Here is a 20,725-nt window from a genome sequence, read left to right as displayed (position 1 = left end):
AGGGCCGCTGGATGTTACAGGTTGAGACAGCGGGGTGTGTTGGAGCGAAAACCACCACAAAGGCCCCTTGCGGTGGTTTTTGAGGGGCCAAATGTTTTCCTGTTAGAGTCCAACGCGGACTGTTGGCACCTTTAGTTGTTAGCGGCGGGAAACGGCCGCATGATTAAATAGTTGAACTATTCTCACTACTTTCACTATTTGCACTATTGATACTATAATCACGATAACGACGACAGTAGGAAGGTGGGGACATTGAAGCGCACGATAATCAACCCGTTTAAGCCGACCGCTGGCGCTGAACCTCCGGTCCTTATCGGACGCGAGCGGGTTATTGATGATTTTAGGGACGGCATCGAAGAAGGCGTGGGCGCCCCCGGAAGGCTCATGCGCATTACCGGCCCGCGCGGGTCGGGCAAGACGGCGCTGTTGACAGAGCTCGGCGATATTGCGAAGTCGTATGGTTGGCGCGTGGTTGACGTGACTGCGGCGGGCAGTATCGTCGACGCCATCCAACATGAGCTCGCACGCACCTCGGACAATACCGAGCTTCATTTAGAAGCAAGTCTTGGTGTGGTGAAAGCGGGCGTATCTAAGTCCTTGACCGGGCCTGAGACGTTGCGGGGCGTCTTGACGAGCGTGGCGTCGCGGGAAACGCAACATGGTGCCGGTCTGCTGGTGACGGTCGATGAAATACAGGATGCGGATGCTGATGACGTGCGGCTCGTTGCAGCGGCCGTGCAGCACCTTATCCGCGAACGCAAGAATATCGCGTTTGTATTTGCTGGCTTGACCATGGGCGTAATGGACCTCATCAACGGCCGTGCCCTTACATTTCTACAACGAGCTAAGGCTGAGGAGCTCGCCTCGATTCCGCTGTCGGATGTTTCGGATTCGATGGCTTCAACCGTGGAAGGTGCCGGTTTGCACTTGGATGGCAAGGCGCTTGAAATGACGGCTTGTGCTACGAGGGGATATGCGTATCTCGTGCAACTCGTGGGCTATCGCGTATTCGCGAATGCGCGCAGGCATGCCGACCGCGATGCGTCGATTTCACTTGAGGATGCCCAGAAGGGCATTGAAGATGCGTATGGGGAGTTTGAGGGCTCCGTGCTCGACGTTGCCCTTGCCGATTTGCCGCTTCGCGCGATTGAGTACCTCATTGCCATGGCCAAGCATGAGGGGAATGTGCCGACCAAAGAGATCGCAGCGGGGCTCTCATTGCCCCCTGCGAGCCTGACAGCGACACGACGGCAACTTATCAAGGCACAGGTTATCGATGCGCCCTCACGTGGCATGGTGAGGTTCTCGATTCCATTGCTGCGCGAATATCTGCTTAAGAGCTCGAATGAAATCCTATCAAGATATTGATATTTGTCGGATAGCTTGAAGGGGCCAAAAGCCAACGTCAGAGACTAAAAACGGCCTTCAACGCCGGCGATTGGTCCCTGCCAACCCAAAGAAGCCGCCGCAGGGATGGTTCCTGCGGCGGCTTCTTGCATCGTAGGGCGGAAATGATCGCCGAAAACCACCACAAAGGGGACGGGCACCTTTGTGGTGGTGGGGAGCGAGCTCGATGTCGCCGTTCGGGTTGAGCAACATTTCAATGAAAACCTCTACAGGATTTCGTCCGGGCTGGCGGATTTGGTCGTTTTGGGGATGCCGAGTTTGGACGATGCGAAATCGTCAACATTGTCCTTGATTCCATCTTTAGTGAAGACGGTGACCGTATAGGTGCTGTGCCCAAATTCGCTTTTGTCGCGTATCGCCCAGGCCTGCCAGTAGGCAGCTCTGCCTCGCTCTCTGATTTTTCCTATGCGGCGGAGTTCTGTTCGCTTTAATTTCTGGTCGCTGTCGACGGTTCGGCCGACCTCATCGGTGAGCCCGCACTGTTCAAGCAGTTTGTCGAGGACTTGGTTCATGTGACGCTCATCGGTGTTTGGAGCATAGTCGTAAGCGAGGGTGATGGAGGCAAGGGGTTGGTCATCGATCAGATAGTTCATCGCTTGAGGTTCAAGGTTGAAGTAGGGAGAACGTCCGTCGACCTGACCGAGCAGCGGCAGCTTTGACCGCCAAAGCCCGGTGGGAATTGCATCTTCGTAGAGCACACCGCGGCAGATAAAGGAGAGCGAGGTGGCACGCGAGCCGGCGTCGACCATCCCGCACAAATCGAAGGGCGAGGCGATACCCAGGGAAAAGGGTGTGACGACGATAAGAAAGAGCATCACGATGGGTATGGCGAGAATGGCAATGACGTTGCGAGCAGTAGAATAAGACGACTTCATATCTGCTCCTTGAGACGAAGAGCTATCAAGAACGAGAGAAATGAATATGCTTTAATCACAGTTCATTTTAACCTCAATACGAGCAGGAATAACGGATATTAGGAGCGAGCTCGATGTTGATGTGGACCAACACAAAGGTGCCTGTCCCCTTTGTGGTGGTTCCGTTTGTCTCGATCTGTAACAGCTGGGCTGTTAAAAGCGGGCCTGGTGTTACAGATTGAGATTTTTGGGCGGGGCTCCGCGCTCCATCTCAATCTGTAACACCTGGGACCGAAAAGGGCTGCCAGATGTTACAGATTGAGACAGTTGGGTTCCACGGTCGCGCCGGACCGAAACTCTCAAGTCCTATCTTTCAATCACTCAGAAAATCTTATATATAGAGACTTAGATTTGTGTATAAGATCGCGCAAAGCTGGCAACAATACTTCTCGAACAACGTGAAGCCGCCCCGTAGGGCGGCCGCCCCAAGAGAGGTGATTCCATGAGAATCGATAAGCTAGCAATGACGTCGCGCGAGGCGCTGCAGACCGCCATGAGCACAGCTGCCGACGCGCAGGCCGGCGCGGTGGAGCCGATTCACCTGCTGTCCGCCCTGCTTGGTGCCGGCGAGCGCAATATCTCCGTGATCATCGAGCGCATCGGCGCCGATCCGGCCCAGCTTGCACGCTCCACACAAGATGCCATCGACCGCGCGCCCAAGGTTTCGGGCGAGGGCCAGCAGATGGGCCTTTCCAATGAGCTCGTCCGTGTCATCGAGAAGGCCGAGAAGAAGGCCACCAAGATGGGTGACAGCTTTGTGGTGACCGAGCATCTGCTGATGGCGCTTGCCGAGGACAAGGGCGAGGCTGGTCGTGTACTGCGTGACGCTGGCGTGACCAAGGAGCGCATCGAGCAGGTCTACGAGGAGCTGCGTGGCGATGACCGCGTGACGTCTGCCGAGGACAAGACCCAGTTTGAGGCGCTGGAGCAGTACGGTCGCAACATCTGCGATCTGGCCCGCGCCGGCAAGCTCGACCCGGTCATCGGCCGTACCGACGAGATCCGCCGTACCATCCAGGTTCTGTCCCGCCGCACCAAGAACAACCCCGTGCTCATCGGCGAGCCGGGCGTCGGCAAGACGGCCATCGTCGAGGGTATCGCCCAGCGTATCGTGGCCGGCGACGTGCCGAGCACCCTGCGCGACCGCGACCTCATCGAGCTCGACATGAGCGCGCTGGTCGCCGGCGCCAAGTATCGCGGCGAGTTCGAGGACCGCTTGAAGGCCGTGCTCAAGGAAGTGCAAAAGGCGCAAGGCAAGGTCATCCTGTTCATCGATGAGCTCCACACCATCGTGGGCGCGGGTGCCACCGAGGGCTCCATGGATGCCGGCAACATCCTCAAGCCGGCGCTCGCCCGTGGCGACTTGCACGCAATCGGCGCGACTACGCTCGACGAGTACCGCAAGTACATCGAGAAGGACGCGGCACTCGCCCGTCGTTTCCAGACCGTGATGGTCTCCGAGCCCACCGTCGAGGACACCATTTCAATCCTGCGTGGCCTCAAGGAGAAGTACGAGATCTTCCACGGCGTGCATATCACCGATAGTGCGCTCGTGGCAGCTGCCGACCTCTCCGATCGCTATATCGCCGACCGCTTCCTGCCCGACAAGGCCATCGACCTGGTCGATGAGGCGGCAAGCCGCTTGCGCATGGAGCTCGACAGCATGCCGGTCGAGATTGACGCCACCACGCGTCAGCTCACCCAGCTGCAGATCGAGGAACAGGCGCTCATGAAGGAGACCGACGACGCCTCCAAGGAGCGTCTGGAGGCCCTGCGCCAGGAGATCGCCGAGGTCCAGGAAAAGCTCAACGTGCAAAAGGCCGGCTGGCTCAACCAGAAGAACGCCATCGACCACGTGCAGGAGCTTAAGGGGCAGCTTGACGAGGCCAAGAGCGAAGAGGAGCGCGCGACGCGCAACGGCGACCTGGGCCGTGCGTCCGAGCTGCGCTACTCCGTGATCCCTGGCCTGCAGCAGCAGATTCAGGATTCCGAGGCTGCGCTCGAGGCACAAAAGCAGCAGGACGGCGAGGGACTCAACGAACAGGTGACCTCCGATGAGATCGCTGAGGTCGTGAGCGCTTGGACCGGCGTGCCCGTCTCCAAGATGATGCAGGGCGAGCTCGACAAGCTGAAGGGCTTGGAGGGCGAGCTGCATAAGCGCGTCATCGGCCAGGACGAGGCGGTCTCCGCTGTCGCCGCGGCCGTGCGTCGCAGCCGTGCGGGCCTCTCCGATCCGGACAAGCCCATCGGCAGCTTCTTCTTCCTGGGCCCCACCGGCGTGGGCAAGACCGAGCTCGCCAAGGCGCTTGCCGAGTGCCTGTTCGATGACGAGCGTGCTCTCGTGCGTATCGACATGTCCGAGTACATGGAGAAGTTCAGCGTCCAACGTCTGATCGGTGCGCCTCCGGGATACGTGGGTTACGACGAGGGCGGCCAGCTTACCGAGGCCGTGCGCCGTCGTCCGTACTCCGTGATTTTGCTCGACGAGATGGAGAAGGCTCATCCGGATGTCTTTAACGTGCTGCTGCAGGTGCTTGATGACGGCCGTCTGACCGATGGCCAGGGTCGCCAGGTGTCCTTCAAGAACACGATCATCATCATGACGTCTAACGTGGGCTCCAAGGCCATCGCCGATCTGTCCGGTAAGGACGAGGAGGAGATGCGCCATCAGGTCGACGCCGCCATGGCTCAGACCTTCCGCCCCGAGTTCCTCAACCGTATCGACGATATCGTGGTGTTCCATCCGCTCGGCATGGCGCAGATCGAGAAGATCGTCGACATCCAGCTTGCCGACGTCCGCGCGCGTCTGGCCAAGGAGCGCATGACGCTTGCCATCACCCCGGCGGCCAAGCAGATGCTCGCCGTGGGTGGCCTGGACCCCGTGTTCGGTGCCCGTCCGCTCAAGCGCCTGGTCCAGCGCGAGGTCGTGGACGCCATCGCCGCCGCCATCATCGACGGTACGGTGCGCGAGGGCGATCAGGTGACGGTCGATGCCGACAAGGACGGCGGCTTTACCGTCGTGTGCGACAACACGCCGTCTGCTACCTACGAGGTCCCCGACGCCGAGTAGATTTATGGGACATGCCTTAAAATCTGCCAGCCGTCTCTAAACGCCAAGGGCGGCGGATCCAATTGGGTCCGCCGCCCTTTTTCGTGCGACAATCGATAATGTTGAACACGATTGCATGGCAAGGAGATATGCAGATGATAGACAAGAACAAGACGAATGCGCCGGTCGCCAACGCCGCGCCGGCCGCGCCCAAGCCTGCACCCAAGCCTGTGCCCAAGCCGCGCGACCCCTACATCCGTGCCGAGAACGAGGATGACGACGGCTACGATCCTTATAGCGATCGTCGCCCCGAGCGCGAGCCCCTCTTCGAAGCCGACCCCTGGCGTTAAGTAGCTCATTTGGGACGGGGCTTTTTTAGCTACTTTGTTTTCGGCTAGAGGCGTTCATGCCTACCCCCCTCGGCCGCTCGATATCCTCCGGGAGGGGCCACTAATAGAAACTTGCTTATCCATTAATCAAGATACGCATAATCTTGCTCTCCTGCTAATCAAGAATCGTTATAATCTTGATTAGCAGGAGAGCAAGATTGGAGAATTATGGCATTCAACGACTTGGTGGCTCAAAAAATAAAGGACTTTGAGCAACAGGGGATTCCGCAGGTCTTTGAGCGCGACCTTGATCTGGGCAACCCGCAGGAGCCAAAGCGCGACAACATCGTATATGTGATTGTGGGCGCCCGTCGTTGTGGAAAGACGTATCGCCTGTATCAGGAGATACGGCGGCTTCAGGGCCAAGGCGTCGAGCTTGACCGGATGCTATATTTCAATTTTGAGGATGAGCGCTTGCGTCCGTATGAGCCATCGCTACTAGCGGACGTGCTCGATACATTCTATGCACTATATCCTGCTGCTCGAGGCGAGGGCGCCTACCTTTTCTTTGACGAGATCCAGGAAATACCCGAATGGGGTGCGTTTCTGCGACGCGTGGTCGATACGGAGAAGGCGACCGTTTACGTGACGGGATCTTCTTCTAAGATGCTGTCCTCAGAACTTAAGAGCGAGTTCAGGGGCCGTTCTCTTGTGCGAGAGCTTTTTCCGTTGAGTTTTTCGGAATACGTCCGATATAAGACGGGGAGCGTTCCTGAGTCGAACGCACCCTTCTCCTCGAGCGATGCAGCGTTGCTCCGACACCATCTGGTCGGATATCTCGAGCGAGGGGGATTCATCGCGACACTTGAGCAGACGCCCGCAGACGCGATTCAGCTGCTACAGGAATATGCGTCGCGAACGGTCGCCATGGACGTCGTTGAACGTTACGACGTCAAGAACCCCCGTTTGGCCTCGCTGTTTCTGGCGCGGTGCATGGCATCTTCGGGACGAGAGCTGTCAGTGAACAAAGTGTACAACGAGTTCAAGAGCAGACAGATATCCGTCAGTCGAAATACGCTCAGCGACTTACTTGAGTATTACGAGGACGCCTACCTGCTGTTTTCGGTGCCGGAGTTCACGCGTTCGCTTGCAAATAATACGCGGTCTGCGTCTAAGGTCTACGCCGTCGATCCTGCGATGTTCGGAGCGTTCTCCCCCGCATCGGCATTGGATCATGGTCAGAGGCTCGAGACCGCGGTGTTCAATGCGCTCAGAAGAAGGACCCCCGCCGTGCGGCCCGGTTCGGTTTGCCGCCTGCTGATTAAAGATAAGAATAAAAGCCATGAGGTGGACTTTGTGGCTGGGGATGCACTGCTCATGCAGGCTTACGGCCTGATTCAGGTAAGTGTGGATATGACAAGCGAGAAAACGCGCGAGCGCGAAATTGCCGCGCTCGATGCCGCGATGGCCCAGTTTGATCTTGGCGAGTCGGTAATCGTTACCATGGATGAGCAGGCCGATATTCCATGCAAACACGGCGTGGTACATGCTGTGCCCGCATGGAAGTGGCTCCTTTCCTAATCGTCTATGGATTTGCGAGGCCAGGACTCAGGTGTCATGGTCCGCTAGTCCTGGGCCTTGATGCTCGGCAGGAGAATCTGGGCGAGGTAGTCGGTCTCGAGTTTGGTCGCAGCGTCGGCCTTGCCGTCTTTGCCGACCAGTACGTTCTTGATCTGGCTATAGGTGTAGCGGTTGCCGGTCGTGAGCTCGACAAGCTCAATGGCCGAGTCCATAGGGTAGGTCGACACGGGATTCTGCGTCCGTCCGTTGATGGTCTGGGGCACCACGTACGGATAGACGGGACCGCTGGCGTAGACGGTATAACCGTTGCCTAGGTTGGCCGCACCCAAAACCGTATCGCCCTCATCGGGCGTAAAGCTCTCGCCCTCGCGCACTGCGACGAGCGTCACAATCGGTGTATCGCTGTCGCCGGCAAGATAGATGCATAGCGTGCTGCCATTTTGCCAAGTCTCGACCTTGCCGTACCACTCGACGGGGATATCGAGCTGGTAGAGGTCGGTTGCCTTGTGGCGGGCGTCGGCATCACGGGCCGCCTGTGCCTTTTGCGCGCTCACGGCATTGACGGCGGCGTCGCGCCGCGCGGTTGCCGCCTGCTGGAGCACCTTGGCGGTGGCGGCGGAGCTCGCGCCTCCCTCCTCGGCATATTTGGCGGCGGCATCGATCTGGTCGTCGGTTACCGTGTCGGCCGAAGGCACCTTGAGCTTAAAGGCGGCCTGGCTGCTTAGGTCCTGTCCGTCGCTCTTGATCGTGACCTGCGCCTTGGTGGTCGGGACGGTATAGATGGTGCCGTCGGCCGCGATGGGAGAGGCAGCGATGGAGAGCGTGTAATCGCCGGGCAGCAGTTTGATGCCGCGGCCGTGCTCGTCAACATAGAGCGTTTCGCTCACGGATGAGCCATCAGCGTCCTGACCGCTCACCTGTACGGGAATCTTAGAGCTGGTGGAACAGTCGAGGCCCGCGGCATGCACGCCAATCTGCACCGACATCATCGTGTGGGCATTGGCGGCGACAGCGGCAGCCTGCTCTTGCTGATATCCGTTCCAGGCAGCATAGCCTGCACCGCCGGCGACGAGCGCGGCGGCCACGATACCGGCGACCATCAGATTGCGGCGCTTGGGCGACATCTTGCGATGACGAACCTCGGCCTCGCGTGCCGAGGGAACGGACGGTAGGGGAATATCGCCCATGGCGATGGTCTCGTCCACGGCTGGTGCGGAACCCAGGCCAGGAAGCTCGCGGGTCAGCGAATCTTCGGCCGGTAAGCTGTCGAGCAAGACGGTTTCCTCGCCCGTGTCGGATTCGGGCTGGTCGTCGGCCTCGCTATCGTCCTCTTCGGCTTCGTCAGGAGCGTCTTTGGCGTCGCCGCCTTCGTCCTCAGTGTCTTCGTGCACCTCGTCTTGCGCGTCGACGACCGAATCGCTAAACGAGAGCTCGTCTAGCGCGATCCGGTCAAGGCTCTCCAGGGCTTCGGCACATGCTTCCGCATCCTGGGCCGCATCCTCGCGGCCATACGTCTCATCGCTCATATATCCCCCAATGCAATATCGGCTCAACACTGTACCCAAAAATGGAGCCATATAAAGCGCATACGAAATATAAGATCCGATTTAACCTGAGCGCATCGTTCGGCCGCATCCTCGCGGCAGCAAAAGGCCCCCGGAACGCGGACGAATCACATTCCGGGGGCTCTGCAATGCGTTGAGTTGCGCGGAGCCGGCTATGCTGCTTCACATTCAAGCGGCGTTTGCGCCGGGCATGTTACTCGGCGTGCGCGTAATCAACCTTGGCGCGGCGAGCGGTAGCCTTCTCCCAATCGCTGGTGCCCTCAAAGACATCCTGCTTGTAGGGGTTGCGGCCGAGCTTCTTGGCACGGTAGGCGACGTAGATAATCGCGGCGATGTTGGCGATCAACGCAGCGACCGAGACCGCGGTAGCGGCGCCTGCGTCGAGCGTGGAGTGCGTCACAAAGATGGACTCCTCCTGGAAGTACGGGAACACCTGGGCAAACATGCACCAAATGGCCAGCGTAAAGGCACGGTTCTGGATCCAGCCGCCCTTGTTCCAGATAAAGGCGGCGACGGTGGGCGCCAGCAGCAGCGCAAAGCCGCAGAACCAGGAGTGGGTGGGCAGGCAGTTGTAGGTGTAGCAGAAGTTCCAGATGTCGTAGGCGATGATGTAGACCCAGGTCATGTCGGGCCACAGCATGTCGGTCTTGTCCTCGGAGGCGTAGACGCTCCACCAACCGGTCATGCAGAAGATGTTGATGATGCCCGCGATGCCGTTGAGCACGTTGTTCCAGCCGGCAAGCTGCGTGGCGCCCTCGGAGGTGACCCAAGTGGACTGGCCCAGGACAAAGAAGTGATAGGCGCTCTCAAAGTCGGACACGACGGCAATCATGATGTTGATGGCGACGATCACAAACGGCCACGCGCGGAACCAATGCGCCTTGCCGATCTTGCCCCACTGGTACTTAATGGCAATGAAGCCCCAGCAACCGGCCAGCGCCGCGTATACCTTGGCGTAGTGGAACCAGCTGTTCTGGTACACATGGGTGGGGTTGGTGAGCGCCCACTCGGCACCCTGCGAGACGCCGATGGCGATAGCGACGCAGTAGATGGTCATGGCCAGCGGAGCCACGCCAAAGATGATTGCCGCGCCCAGCTTGGTGCGGCGGCCGACCTCGTTGAGCACGATCAGGCCAATAAAGACCATGGCCCAGCCGGCCCAGTGGATAAGGGTATCGCTACCCCAAACATCGAACAGCATGCTGCTCTCCTTTCACACGCCCGCGGCCCCTCTTCCGATCGCGGGCAGTTTGGCCAAATGTCGTCAGTTCTGGGGCTTGCGCTCCGGATACTTGGCGGTGTAGCCCTCGATGTGGAGTGTCGAGGCGATGATTTCCTTGACCGTCTCGTCGGGCACATCGGGGTGCGTGCGGATATACATCAAAAGACCCATGATGAGGGTGTAGAACGTCTCGTAGACATGGTCGATGCGTAGCTCGTGATGGGCGACAAAATCCACCACGGTGGTGTCGCAGATATACTGCGCCACGCGCTGGACCACGTTGTGCAAAAAGCCGCCGTAGAGCGCGCCACTGCTCGAGGTGAGCGTACTCGGCAACTCGTGGCCGCTCACAACCAGGCGTTTAAAGAGCGGAGCGACGGTGTCGAGTGCGCCTTCGATGTCGCCAACCGTGCGGCTGGCGTTCCACTGCTCGAGCTCGGCGATAAAGCCGTCGATCGCCTCGTCCATAACGGCGGTGACGGCGGCGTCCATATCGGCAAAGTAGTGGTAGAACAGCGAGCGCGTGCAGCCGGCCCGCTTGGTCACAGCCGATACCGAAAGATGGGACACACCAAGCTCGGCGCTCACGGCGCGCACGGCAGCGAGAATCTCGCGTCGGCGCTCGTCACCCGTCAGGCGCTTTGCCGTGCTGTCGGACGCGAGGACGGCATCAGCCACAGAGATGTTTGCCGTGTTATCGCTCATGCGTTTGCCGCCTTTCATCCGTTTGGGCCCGACCGTTCGCCTAACAGTCTTGAATATTGTTGACGGTTCGTCAATACTGTTTTTGACACAATGTCAACAATAGCGGGTGAACGGCATGGGGGCATGTCGAACCCGTACAAAGAGGGGCGCCGCGGTCTCGCCGGGCTGTGGCAAGAGAAGGGACAACCATGATTCTCAACGGACCGGGAATTAGCTACACCGAGCCCGATATCGGCGCGGAGTTCGTGCCGCCGCTGCCGGAGCATCCGCGCGAGGCTATTGTCAAGCTGTGTGAGCACTGCACCAACCGCCTGTTGCACCGCGACGAGCTGCTGGGCTACGAGTACTGGTCGTTTGCCGAGGCCGCAACCGACGAGCAGGCCGAAGTGCTCTGCAAGATGAAGATGCGCCGTCCCTATACGCTGCCCGAGATGGTCAAGCTCACCGGCATGCCCGAAGCCGATATCGAGAAGATGCTCGACGACATGAGCTACACGGGTCTGCTCGAGTACAACTGGGAAAACCCCGAGCGCGCCAAGCAGTGGGTGCTGCCCATGCTGGTGCCGGGTTCTGCCGAGTTCCTCAACATGCGCATGGGTCAGCTCGAGGAGCATCCGGTCTATGCCAAGTTCTTTGAGCAGGCGTCCAAGGGACCGCTGTCCAAGGCCACGCCGATGGTGCCGCCCGGCGGTGCCGGCATCGGCATGCATGTCATTCCGGTCGAGAAGGCCATCGATGCCGCGAGCACCTCGGTGCCGATCGAGCATATCGAGCATTGGCTCGACAAATACGATGGCAAATATGCCGCTAGCACCTGCAGCTGCCGCGCGAGCCGTCGCGTGATGGGAGAGGGCTGCGCCGACGACCCGGCCGATTGGTGCATCGCCGTGGGCGATATGGCCGACTACGTGGTCGAGACCGACCGCGGCCATTATGTGACGCGCGAGGAGGTCTACGACATCCTGCGCCAGGCCGAGGACAACGGCTTTGTGCACCAGATCACCAACATCGACGGTGAGAACAAAATTTTCGCCATCTGCAACTGCAACGTCAACGTGTGCTACGCCCTGCGCACCTCTCAGCTGTTCAACACGCCCAACCTGTCGCGCTCGGCCTATGTCGCCAAGGTCGAGAAGGACAAGTGCGTTGCCTGCGGTCGCTGCGTTGAGGTGTGCCCGGCCGGCGCCGCCAAGCTGGGCCAAAAGCTCTGCAGCAAAAAGGCTGGCGGTCGCGTGCCCGAGTATCCGCGCCAGGAGCTGCCCGATGCCACCAAGTGGGACCACACCAAGTGGTCGCCCAACTACCGCAACGATAACCGCATCGAGACGCATGAGTCCGGCACCGCGCCCTGCAAGACGGCCTGCCCCGCGCACGTTGCCGTTCAGGGCTATCTGAAGCTTGCGGCGCAGGGTCGCTATGACGAGGCGCTGGCACTCATTAAGCGCGAGAACCCGCTGCCCGCCATCTGCGGTCGCGTGTGCAACCGCCGCTGCGAGGACGCCTGCACCCGTGGTCGCGTGGATGCCGCCGTGGCCATCGACGAGGTCAAGAAGTTTATCGCCCAGCGCGACTTGGATGCCGCGACCCGTTATGTCCCGCCCGTGGTGATGCCGACGCGCGCCGGCGGCTTCGACCAGAAGATCGCCATCATCGGTGCCGGTCCGGCCGGTCTGTCCTGCGCCTTCTATCTGGCCGAGAAGGGCTACAAGCCCGTCGTGTTCGAGAAAAACGAGCGCCCGGGCGGCATGCTCACCTACGGCATTCCTAGCTTTAAGCTGCAGAAGGATGTTATCGAGGCCGAGGTCGAGGTCATTCGCCTGATGGGTGCCGAGTTCCGCTATGGCGTGGAGGTCGGTCGCGATGTGACGCTCGACGAGCTGCGCGCGCAGGGCTTTAAGGCCTTCTACGTTGCCATTGGCTGCCAGGGCGGCCGCCTTGCCGGCATTCCGGGCGAGGACGCCGAGGACGTGACCGTGGCCGTCGACTTTTTGCGCGAGGTCAACAGTGGCAAGATCGATGCGCTGCCCGGCCGCACCATCGTGGTGGGCGGCGGCAACGTGGCCATCGACGTTGCCCGCAACGCCTGCCGTCTGGGTTCCGAGCACGTTGAGATGTTCTGCCTGGAGAGCGAGGCGCAGATGCCCGCCAGCGAGGAAGAGCGTCGCGAGGCCATCGAGGACGGCGCGCACATCAGTTGCGGTTGGGGCCCCAAGGAGGTCCATCTGGACGAGGCCGGCCGTGTGTGCGGCATCACCTTTAAGCGCTGCACGCGCGTCTACGATGACGAGGGCCGTTTTGCGCCCGAGTACGACGAGAACGACCTGCGCCGCGTCGATGCCGACCGCGTGGTCATGTCCATCGGCCAGTCCATCGTGTGGGGCGACCTGCTGGCTGGCTCCAAGGTGGAGCTTGGCCGTGGTCAGGGCGCCCTTGCCGATCCCCAGACCTACCAGACCGCCGAACCCGACATCTTTGTGGGCGGCGACGTCTATACCGGTCCGAGCTTTGCCATCGATGCCATCGCCGCCGGTCACGAGGCCGCCGTGTCCATCCATCGCTTTGTGCAGCCGGGGTCCACGCTCACCATCGGCCGCAACCAGCGCCGCTACACCGCGCTTGACCGCGACGATGTCGTGATCGAGAGCTACGACAACGCGAGCCGCGAGGTTGCCCATGTGGACCGCGAGCGCGAGAAGGCCGCGCCGTTTAGCGAGTACGTCGAGACCTTTACCGAAGAGCAGGTGCGCGCCGAGACCGCCCGTTGCCTGGGCTGCGGCGCCTCGATCGTCGACCCCAACAAGTGTATCGGCTGCGGCCTGTGCACCACCAAGTGCGCGTTCGATGCCATCCATCTGGATCGCGATCGCCCCGAGTGCTCCACGATGGTCAAATACGAGCAAAAGCTCCCAAGCCTCGGCAAGTATGCTTTAAAGCGCGCCATCAAGATTAAGTTCGGTCGCAAGTAAGTAGTCATAACGGGAACGGCGGAAGGAATTAAAAGTGCACGAGCTCGGAATCGTGTATCACATCATTCGCGATGTCGAGAATGTGGCTCGCGCCAACGGCGTAAGTCGCGTTTCGAGCGTGACGTTGCTGCTGGGCGAGGTCTCGGGCGTCGTTCCCGACTTGCTGCTCGACGCTTGGCGCTGGGCAGCAGATAAAAAGCCTATCACCGAGGGCTCGGAGCTTATCGTGGAGCCCGTTGAAGCCGTGACACATTGCGAGGCGTGCGGCCGCGACTACGCGACGGTCGAGCACGGCAAGACCTGTCCCCATTGCGGTAGCGGCGAGACTTATCTGCTGCAGGGCCAGGATGTCATGATCAAGCAGATCGAGACCCCCGACGAGGACCCGGCAGACGCTGCCCCTGATGGTCCCGCTGCTCCTGACGCCGTCGACGCCGCCAACCCCCTCCACATCGCCTAACTTAGTCGTTGGGGACGTTCTTAAACGACTAGTCATTAAAGAACGTCCCCAACGACTACTTTCCTAGAGCATATTCCTTACCATTAGTCAAGCACCATCTGTTTAAACGAAATAGCCTCAACCCGAGCACATTTGTGTCTGTTTAAAACCGGCAATAATGAACAGCGTGCTCAATTCGGTCATGTACATAGATCAGCTATCAATCCTCAGCAGCAAATCAGCCAAAATACTGGAATGTAATCAGCTTGTAACAAAACAAGACGTTTAAACAAATAATGTTACCTTTTGCAGTTTTTCAAACAATTCTGCTGTATTTGCAGCTATACTCCATAACTGTCGTGTAAGAATTACGTAGACAAAAAGGAGGTTATGTGATGGTAAGTATTGTTCTTGCTAGCCATGGTGACTTGGCGGCTGGAATCAAGCAGACGGGCTCGATGGTCTTTGGCGATCAGCCGTCTGTAGCCGTGGTCTCGCTCGAGCCGAGCATGGGCCCCGACGACTTCCGAGCCAAGGTCGAGGAAGCAGTCGCTTCCTTCGAGGACCAGGAGCAGGTGCTCTTCCTCGTTGATCTGTGGGGCGGCACGCCCTTCAACCAGATTAGCGGTCTCATCGAGGGCCATGATTCCTGGGCTATCGTCACCGGTGTCAACCTGCCTATGCTCATCGAGGCATATTCGCAGCGCTTTGACGCAAAGAACACTGCACATGCGATCGCAAAACATCTCGTGACTGAGGCTAAGGCCGGTGTGCGCGTCAAGCCCGAGTCTCTGGAGCCCGAGGAGAAGAAGCCGGCTGCGGCCGCCGCTGCTCCTGCGGGTGCCATTCCTCCGGGAACGGTGATCGGCGACGGGCACATCAAGATCGCCCACGTCCGTATCGACACGCGTCTGCTGCATGGTCAGGTGGCCACCACGTGGACCAAGCAGATCAACCCCAACCGCATCATCGTGGTCTCCGACGGCGTTGCTCACGACGAGCTCCGCAAGACCATGATCGAGCAGGCTGCCCCTCCGGGAGTCCACGCCAACGTCGTGCCCATCAAGAAGATGGCCGAGGTCGTCAAGGACACGCGCTTTGGCGACACCAAGGCGATGCTGCTGTTCGAGAACCCGCAGGATCTGCTCAGGGCCATCGAGGCCGGCGTCGACATCAAGGAAGCCAACATCGGTTCCATGGCCCACTCCAAGGGCAAGGTCGTCGTCACTAACGCTGTCGCTATGGGCGATGACGACGTCAAGACCATCGAGGCTCTCAAGGCCAAGGGCGTCAAGTTCGAGGTCCGCAAGGTTCCTTCGGATTCCTCCGAGGATCTCGACGCCATGTTGAAGAAAGCTAAGGCCGAACTGGCCGCTCAAGCATAGTAAAGGAGGGTCCGATACATGTCTGCAATCACTATTCTGCTTGTTGCGATTGTCGCGTTGCTTGCCGGTATGGAAGGCATTCTGGATGAGTTCCAGTTCCATCAGCCGCTCGTGGCATGCACGCTTATCGGTCTCGTAACCGGTCACCTTCAGGAGGGCATCCTCCTGGGCGGTTCGCTCCAGATGATGGCCCTTGGCTGGGCTAACGTCGGCGCCGCCGTCGCGCCTGACGCCGCTCTGGCCTCGGTCGCTTCTTCGATCATCATGGTGCTCGCCCTCAACGGTGGCGCCACCGATTCGGCCAAGGCCGTTACCGCCGCCATCGCCGTCGCCGTCCCGCTGTCGGTCGCTGGTCTGTTCCTGACCATGATCTGCCGTACCCTGGCTACCGCTATGGTTCACGGCATGGACGCCTGCGCCGAGAAGGGCGACTTCGCCGGCATCGAGCGTTGGCAGTACGCCGGCATCCTCATGCAGGGTGTTCGTATCGCCATCCCGGCAGTACTTCTGTGCATCATCCCGGCCGAGGCTGTTACCAACGCGCTTAACGCTATGCCCGATTGGCTGTCCGGCGGCATGGCTGTCGGCGGCGGCATGGTCGCTTCCGTCGGTTACGCCATGGTCATCAACATGATGGCCACCAAGGAGACCTGGCCGTTCTTCATCCTCGGCTTTGTCCTTGCTGCCATCCCTCAGCTCACGCTGATCGCCCTTGGCCTCATCGGCATCTCCCTTGCCCTCATCTACCTTGGCCTTAAGGATCTGGCCAAGCAGGGTGGCGGCATGGGCGGTGGCTCCGGTGACCCGCTCGGCGACATTCTGAACGATTACGAGTAGGAGGGGAGTGATACATATGGCAGAGAACAAGATTCAGCTCACCAAGGCTGACCGTAAGAAGGTTTGCTTCCGTCATCAGTTCCTTCAGGGCTCGTGGAACTACGAGCGTATGCAGAACGGCGGCTGGTGCTTCGCAATGATCCCTGCGATCAAGAAGCTCTACACCAGCAAGGATGACCAGATTGCCGCTCTTAAGCGCCACCTGGAGTTCTATAACACCCACCCCTATGTTTCCGCCCCCGTCATTGGCGTTACCCTCGCCCTCGAGGAGGAGCGCGCCAACGGTGCTCCGATTGACGATGTCGCCATTCAGGGCGTCAAGGTCGGTATGATGGGCCCGCTCGCCGGCGTCGGCGACCCCGCCTTCTGGTTCACCCTTCGCCCGATTCTGGGCGCACTGGGCGCTTCCCTGGCCCTGTCCGGCAGCATCGCCGGTCCGCTGCTGTTCTTCTTCGCGTGGAACATCATCCGTTACGCTTTCCTGTGGTACACGCAGGAGTTTGGCTACAAGGTCGGCTCCTCCATCGCCAAGGACCTCTCCGGCGGTCTGATGGGCAAGGTCACCGAGGGTGCTTCCATCCTGGGTATGTTCATCATCGGCGCCCTGGTCGAGCGCTGGGTGTCCATCTCCTTCACCCCGGTCGTCTCCAAGGTCACGCAGTCTGCTGGCGCCTATATCGACTGGGCCAACCTGCCCGCCGGTTCTGAGGGCATCAAGCAGGCACTGACGATGTACAGCTCTGTCGGTGCCAACGCACTCGACCCGGTGAAGGTCACCACGCTTCAGGCCAACCTCGATCAGCTCATCCCCGGCCTTGCCGCCGTGTGCCTGACCCTTCTGGTCTGCAAGCTCCTCAAGAAGAAGGTCAGCCCGATCGTCATCATCCTGGCTCTCTTCGCCGTCGGCATCATCGGTCGCGTCTGCGGCTTCATGTAAGCACGCTTCGGCTTAAGACCGAGAGTTGCTAGGCAAGGGCTTTTGAGCCATTGAAACGGACCGCACCCGGTGGGTACACTGGATGCGGTCCGATTGTTTTTATTGGAGGGCGAGGCGCGTATGGCGCAATCTCAGAACAGCACGGTCGATCTGGCAACGCCGGCAACCTGCCTGATGGGGCTTACCAGTCACGGTAACGTGATGGTGGGCAATAAGGCGTTTGAGTACTATAACGAGCGTAATCCCGAGGATTATATCCAAATCCCGTGGGACGAGGTCGACTATATTGCCGCCGAGGTTTTGCGCGGCACCAAGAAGATTACGCGTTTTGCCATCTTTACCAAAGAGAATGGCCACTTTACGTTTTCGACGCGCAATGACAAGGAAACGCTTCGCGCGGTGCGTAAGTACATTGACGAGGACAAGCTCGTTCGTTCGCCCGACTTTATCGATGTGACGGCCAAGGGCGCCAAGAGCATCCCCTCCGTCATCAAGAACCTTTTCCACAAAGGCAACTAGTCATTAAAGAGCGCCCCCTCAAAGTGGGGCGCAGTCTCCTATGTGGCTCGATCGGGAAAGTGCATCCCAGTTCGAGCGTCGATTCCGGGATGTAGTTTCCGGAACGGGGTCGTTTGGGAAACCGTGTCCCGTTTCGAGTCGAAATTGTGGGTCACAGTTTCCCAGCGAGGTCTCATGGGGAAAGTCTGACCCAGAATTTGCCTGGATAGTGGGACGCACTTTCCGGAGGGCTGTTCCACCGCAACTTCGAAGAGTGGGTATACGCTGCATTACAGCGGCGTAAATCTGCTACACTAATACAACATGCCTCCGTAGCTCAGGGGATAGAGCACCGCTCTCCTAAAGCGGGTGTCGACGGTTCGAATCCGCCCGGGGGCACCAGAAGATTATAACGGCGTCGCGAGAGCGGCGCCGTTTCTGGTTTGTGGGAGCTGCCGACGGATTAGGACCGTCGACACCCGCGTCACCAATTTCCCCGCGGGGGGAGTTTTCGAATCCGCCCGGGGGCACCAGAGATTTGCCGAGCCCGGTACCGCTACGGTGCCGGGCTCTTCTGGTCTAAGGGCAGGGTTCGAGCCGTCGACACCCGCGTCACCAATTTCCTGCGGGGGGGGGTTGAATTCGCCCGGGGGCACCAGAGATTGATCGAGCCCGGTACACCGCCACGGTGCCGGGCTCTTCTGGTTCATGCCATGTCAAAAACGAAGCGCCCGCTTGCTGGGGGAGCAAGCGGGCGCCTGTGAGTGAATATGTTTGCGGCGAGAGCCGTAATGGGCGGTGGGGTGGCGACTAGTTGACCGTACCGGAATCGTCGCCCGTGCCCGAGCCCGAACCCGAACCCGAGCCAGAAAGTGCGACCGTCAGCGTAATCGTGCTGTCGGTAGACTGCTTGCCGGTGGGGGAGACGCCCGTAACGGTGGCGTTTTCGTTGCCGCTCACGGGGTTACCGTTCTGATCGCAGAATGCGATGTTGTAGAACCCGGCGTTGTTGAGCGCGGTAACGGCGGCGGAGATGCTCTTGCCGTACAGGTTGCCCGGAACGCTGGCTTTGCCGGACTTCTTGGCAATGACGACGGTAATCGTGGCGCCAGGCTTCTGCTTGCCGCTGGGGTTCCAGCTAATCACGGTGCCCTCGGTAACCGAATCGTTCTCCTGGTAGCTCACGTCGACGCCAAAGCCTGCCATATCGAGGGCGTTGCGCGCCTGGGCCTCGGTCATGTCGGTCAGATCGGGGACGGAGGTGGTGTCAGGACCGCTGGAGACCTTGTACGAGATGGTCGTGCCCTTCTCGACTTCCTTACCGGGTTCGGTGCCCTGCTCAAAGACCTGGCCCTCATCGGCCTCGTTGGCCTCCTCGGAGGCGTTGCCCTTCAGGCCAACGCTTGCCAGCGCGGCTTCTGCCTGGTCCTTGGTCAGGCCGACAAGCTTGGGAACCTCAACCTTCTCGGAGGGCTTGGGGCCCTTGGAGATTACCAGGTTCACCTTGGTGCCCTTGGCCTTCTTGGTTTTGCCGTTGGGCGTCTGCTCGGCGACCTTGCCCTCGTCGATATCGTCGTTGTAGCTTTGGTCGATGGTGCCGACCTCGAGGCCGGCTTCCTTGATCTGCTCGACGGCAGTCTGCTGGTCCTTGCCCAGCACATCGGGCACGGTGACCTGCTCGCCGCCAAAGAGTCCTGTGGCAAAGGCCACCACGATGCCGATGACGGCAACGGCTGCCACCGCAGCGGCGATAATCTTGTTCTTGTTGGACTTGGGCTTTTCGACCTCGTAGGAGCCGGTGGAGCCCGAAACTGAGCTACGGGCGGTATTCTGACCGCTCACGCCCGAGACGGGACGAACCATAGCGCGCGTTGAGTCGGAAAGCTCGCGGGTCTTGGTGGCACCCAGGTCGCCGGCGGCACCGATGACGCGCGTGGGCTCCGAGACGTTGACAGCACGGCCGGACAGGTAGCTGTTGAGCACCTGACGCAGCTCGTCGGCTGTCTGGAAGCGGTTTGCCGGGTCCTTCTCCATGCACTTGAGGATGATGCGCTCCAGGTCGGCATCGACGCCGGAGTTGATCTGGCTCGGCGGGATGGGGAGTTCGTTGACCTGCTTGAGCGCGACCGAGATGGCGTCGTCGCCGTCAAAGGGTACGCGGCCGGTGGCGCACTCGTACATGACGACACCCAGCGAGTAGATATCCGAGGTGGGGCCGAGGTCCTGGCCGCGGGTCTGCTCGGGGCTTACATAGTGGGCGGTGCCCAGCACGTTGTTGTCCTGCGTGAGATGACTGTTCTTGGCGCGTGCGATGCCAAAATCCATTACCTTGATGTTGCCGTCGGGCAGCACCATGATGTTTTGCGGCTTAATGTCGCGGTGGATGATCTCGTGCTTGTGTGCGACCGAAAGCGCGGAGCTGATCTGCGAGCCGATCTGCGCGACCTTCTTGGGATCGAGGGCGCCGTGGCTCTTGATGCCGCTCTTAAGGTCGGTACCGCGCAGGTACTCCATGACGATGTAATAGGTGTCGCCGTCCTTGCCCCAGTCGTAGACGCCCACGATATAGGGGGAGGACAGGCCGGCAGCTGCCTGGGCTTCCTGCTTAAAGCGGGCGGCGAAGGTGGCGTCGCCGGCATACTGCGGCAGCATGATCTTGACGGCAACCGTGCGGTCGAGGACCTGATCCTGTGCACGGAAGACGGTCGCCATACCGCCCGTTCCCACCTTATCCTTGAGGAGGTATCTTCCCCCGAGGACCCTCTGTTCCATTCCTGCTCCTAACATAACTATTCGCTCAACGATGTGTGTAGTACCAAATGTGTGGCCGCTGGGGCCGTGTGGCGCGTAGCCGCTAGCTCATCGGCCGCGGCGCGCCCCAAGTATCCGCT

Annotated in this window: 15 protein-coding genes and 1 tRNA gene; 11 read left to right on the top strand and 5 right to left on the bottom strand. The window is 60.0% G+C overall.

From position 1 onward, the window contains the following. Window positions 1-252: 252 nt before the first annotated feature. A complete protein-coding gene (locus DWX63_RS07045; RefSeq protein ID WP_158559633.1) occupies window positions 253-1,368 on the top strand; it encodes an ATP-binding protein in 1,116 nt (371 codons plus the stop codon). 245 nt (window positions 1,369-1,613) lie between these two features. Here DWX63_RS07045 and DWX63_RS07040 read toward each other — a convergent pair whose 3' ends face one another. Continuing rightward, window positions 1,614-2,282, bottom strand: coding sequence for a hypothetical protein (locus tag DWX63_RS07040; protein ID WP_089573291.1), 669 nt, complete (start codon window positions 2,280-2,282; stop codon window positions 1,614-1,616). Window positions 2,283-2,763: 481 nt separating this feature from the next. Between DWX63_RS07040 and clpB the strand changes: the two genes are divergently transcribed. The 3 genes from clpB (at window position 2,764) to DWX63_RS07025 (ending at window position 7,280) form a co-directional block, all read left to right on the top strand. Beyond that, window positions 2,764-5,391: an ATP-dependent chaperone ClpB gene (gene clpB / locus DWX63_RS07035; RefSeq protein WP_117843226.1), complete on the top strand. Its 2,628-nt coding sequence runs from the start codon at window positions 2,764-2,766 to the stop codon at window positions 5,389-5,391. Between the two features lie 134 nt (window positions 5,392-5,525). Then, a complete protein-coding gene (locus tag DWX63_RS07030; RefSeq protein ID WP_233502698.1) occupies window positions 5,526-5,720 on the top strand; it encodes a hypothetical protein in 195 nt (64 codons plus the stop codon). Window positions 5,721-5,927: 207 nt separating this feature from the next. Continuing rightward, window positions 5,928-7,280: an ATP-binding protein gene (locus tag DWX63_RS07025; RefSeq protein WP_055250796.1), complete on the top strand. Its 1,353-nt coding sequence runs from the start codon at window positions 5,928-5,930 to the stop codon at window positions 7,278-7,280. Between the two features lie 44 nt (window positions 7,281-7,324). Here the strand turns inward: DWX63_RS07025 and DWX63_RS07020 are convergent, their stop codons facing one another. The 3 genes from DWX63_RS07020 to DWX63_RS07010 all read right to left on the bottom strand — a co-directional run bounded on the left by DWX63_RS07020 (window position 7,325) and on the right by DWX63_RS07010 (window position 10,772). After that, a complete protein-coding gene (locus DWX63_RS07020; protein WP_117843225.1) occupies window positions 7,325-8,806 on the bottom strand; it encodes a hypothetical protein in 1,482 nt (493 codons plus the stop codon). 232 nt (window positions 8,807-9,038) lie between these two features. Next, window positions 9,039-10,046, bottom strand: a complete 1,008-nt coding sequence (locus DWX63_RS07015; RefSeq protein WP_117843224.1) for a DUF5692 family protein — start codon at window positions 10,044-10,046, stop codon at window positions 9,039-9,041. A gap of 63 nt (window positions 10,047-10,109) precedes the next feature. Next, window positions 10,110-10,772 (bottom strand): TetR/AcrR family transcriptional regulator, encoded by a 663-nt coding sequence (locus tag DWX63_RS07010; RefSeq protein ID WP_117637936.1) that lies wholly within the window; start codon window positions 10,770-10,772, stop codon window positions 10,110-10,112. A 188-nt stretch (window positions 10,773-10,960) separates the two neighbouring features. Here DWX63_RS07010 and DWX63_RS07005 point away from each other — a divergent pair, with 188 nt between their 5' ends. The 7 genes from DWX63_RS07005 to DWX63_RS06975 all read left to right on the top strand — a co-directional run bounded on the left by DWX63_RS07005 (window position 10,961) and on the right by DWX63_RS06975 (window position 18,236). Further along, on the top strand, window positions 10,961-13,738 hold the full coding sequence (locus DWX63_RS07005) for an FAD-dependent oxidoreductase (RefSeq protein ID WP_199411141.1): 2,778 nt from the start codon (window positions 10,961-10,963) through the stop codon (window positions 13,736-13,738). A 34-nt stretch (window positions 13,739-13,772) separates the two neighbouring features. After that, complete coding sequence (locus DWX63_RS07000) at window positions 13,773-14,198, top strand: hydrogenase maturation nickel metallochaperone HypA (protein ID WP_117843223.1); 426 nt, start codon at window positions 13,773-13,775, stop codon at window positions 14,196-14,198. Window positions 14,199-14,572: 374 nt separating this feature from the next. Beyond that, the gene (locus DWX63_RS06995; RefSeq protein ID WP_117637934.1) at window positions 14,573-15,562 is read left to right on the top strand and encodes a PTS sugar transporter subunit IIB; all 990 of its coding nucleotides are present in this window, start codon (window positions 14,573-14,575) and stop codon (window positions 15,560-15,562) included. 18 nt (window positions 15,563-15,580) lie between these two features. Next, on the top strand, window positions 15,581-16,399 hold the full coding sequence (locus DWX63_RS06990; protein WP_089573274.1) for a PTS mannose/fructose/sorbose transporter subunit IIC: 819 nt from the start codon (window positions 15,581-15,583) through the stop codon (window positions 16,397-16,399). Between the two features lie 16 nt (window positions 16,400-16,415). Then, the gene (locus tag DWX63_RS06985) at window positions 16,416-17,336 is read left to right on the top strand and encodes a PTS system mannose/fructose/sorbose family transporter subunit IID (protein ID WP_117564942.1); all 921 of its coding nucleotides are present in this window, start codon (window positions 16,416-16,418) and stop codon (window positions 17,334-17,336) included. Window positions 17,337-17,456: 120 nt separating this feature from the next. Further along, a complete protein-coding gene (locus DWX63_RS06980) occupies window positions 17,457-17,855 on the top strand; it encodes a DUF956 family protein (RefSeq protein ID WP_117564941.1) in 399 nt (132 codons plus the stop codon). Window positions 17,856-18,160: 305 nt separating this feature from the next. Next, window positions 18,161-18,236: transfer RNA gene (locus DWX63_RS06975), tRNA-Arg, on the top strand. A 408-nt stretch (window positions 18,237-18,644) separates the two neighbouring features. Here the strand turns inward: DWX63_RS06975 and pknB are convergent. Further along, entirely contained in the window at window positions 18,645-20,606 is a 1,962-nt protein-coding gene (pknB, locus tag DWX63_RS06970) for a Stk1 family PASTA domain-containing Ser/Thr kinase (RefSeq protein ID WP_117843222.1), read from the bottom strand. Window positions 20,607-20,725 lie beyond the last annotated feature (119 nt).

The sequence above is a fragment of the Collinsella sp. AF20-14LB genome, from assembly GCF_003459505.1.
Lineage (GTDB): Bacteria > Actinomycetota > Coriobacteriia > Coriobacteriales > Coriobacteriaceae > Collinsella.
This window is presented reverse-complemented; position numbering and strand designations above follow the sequence as displayed.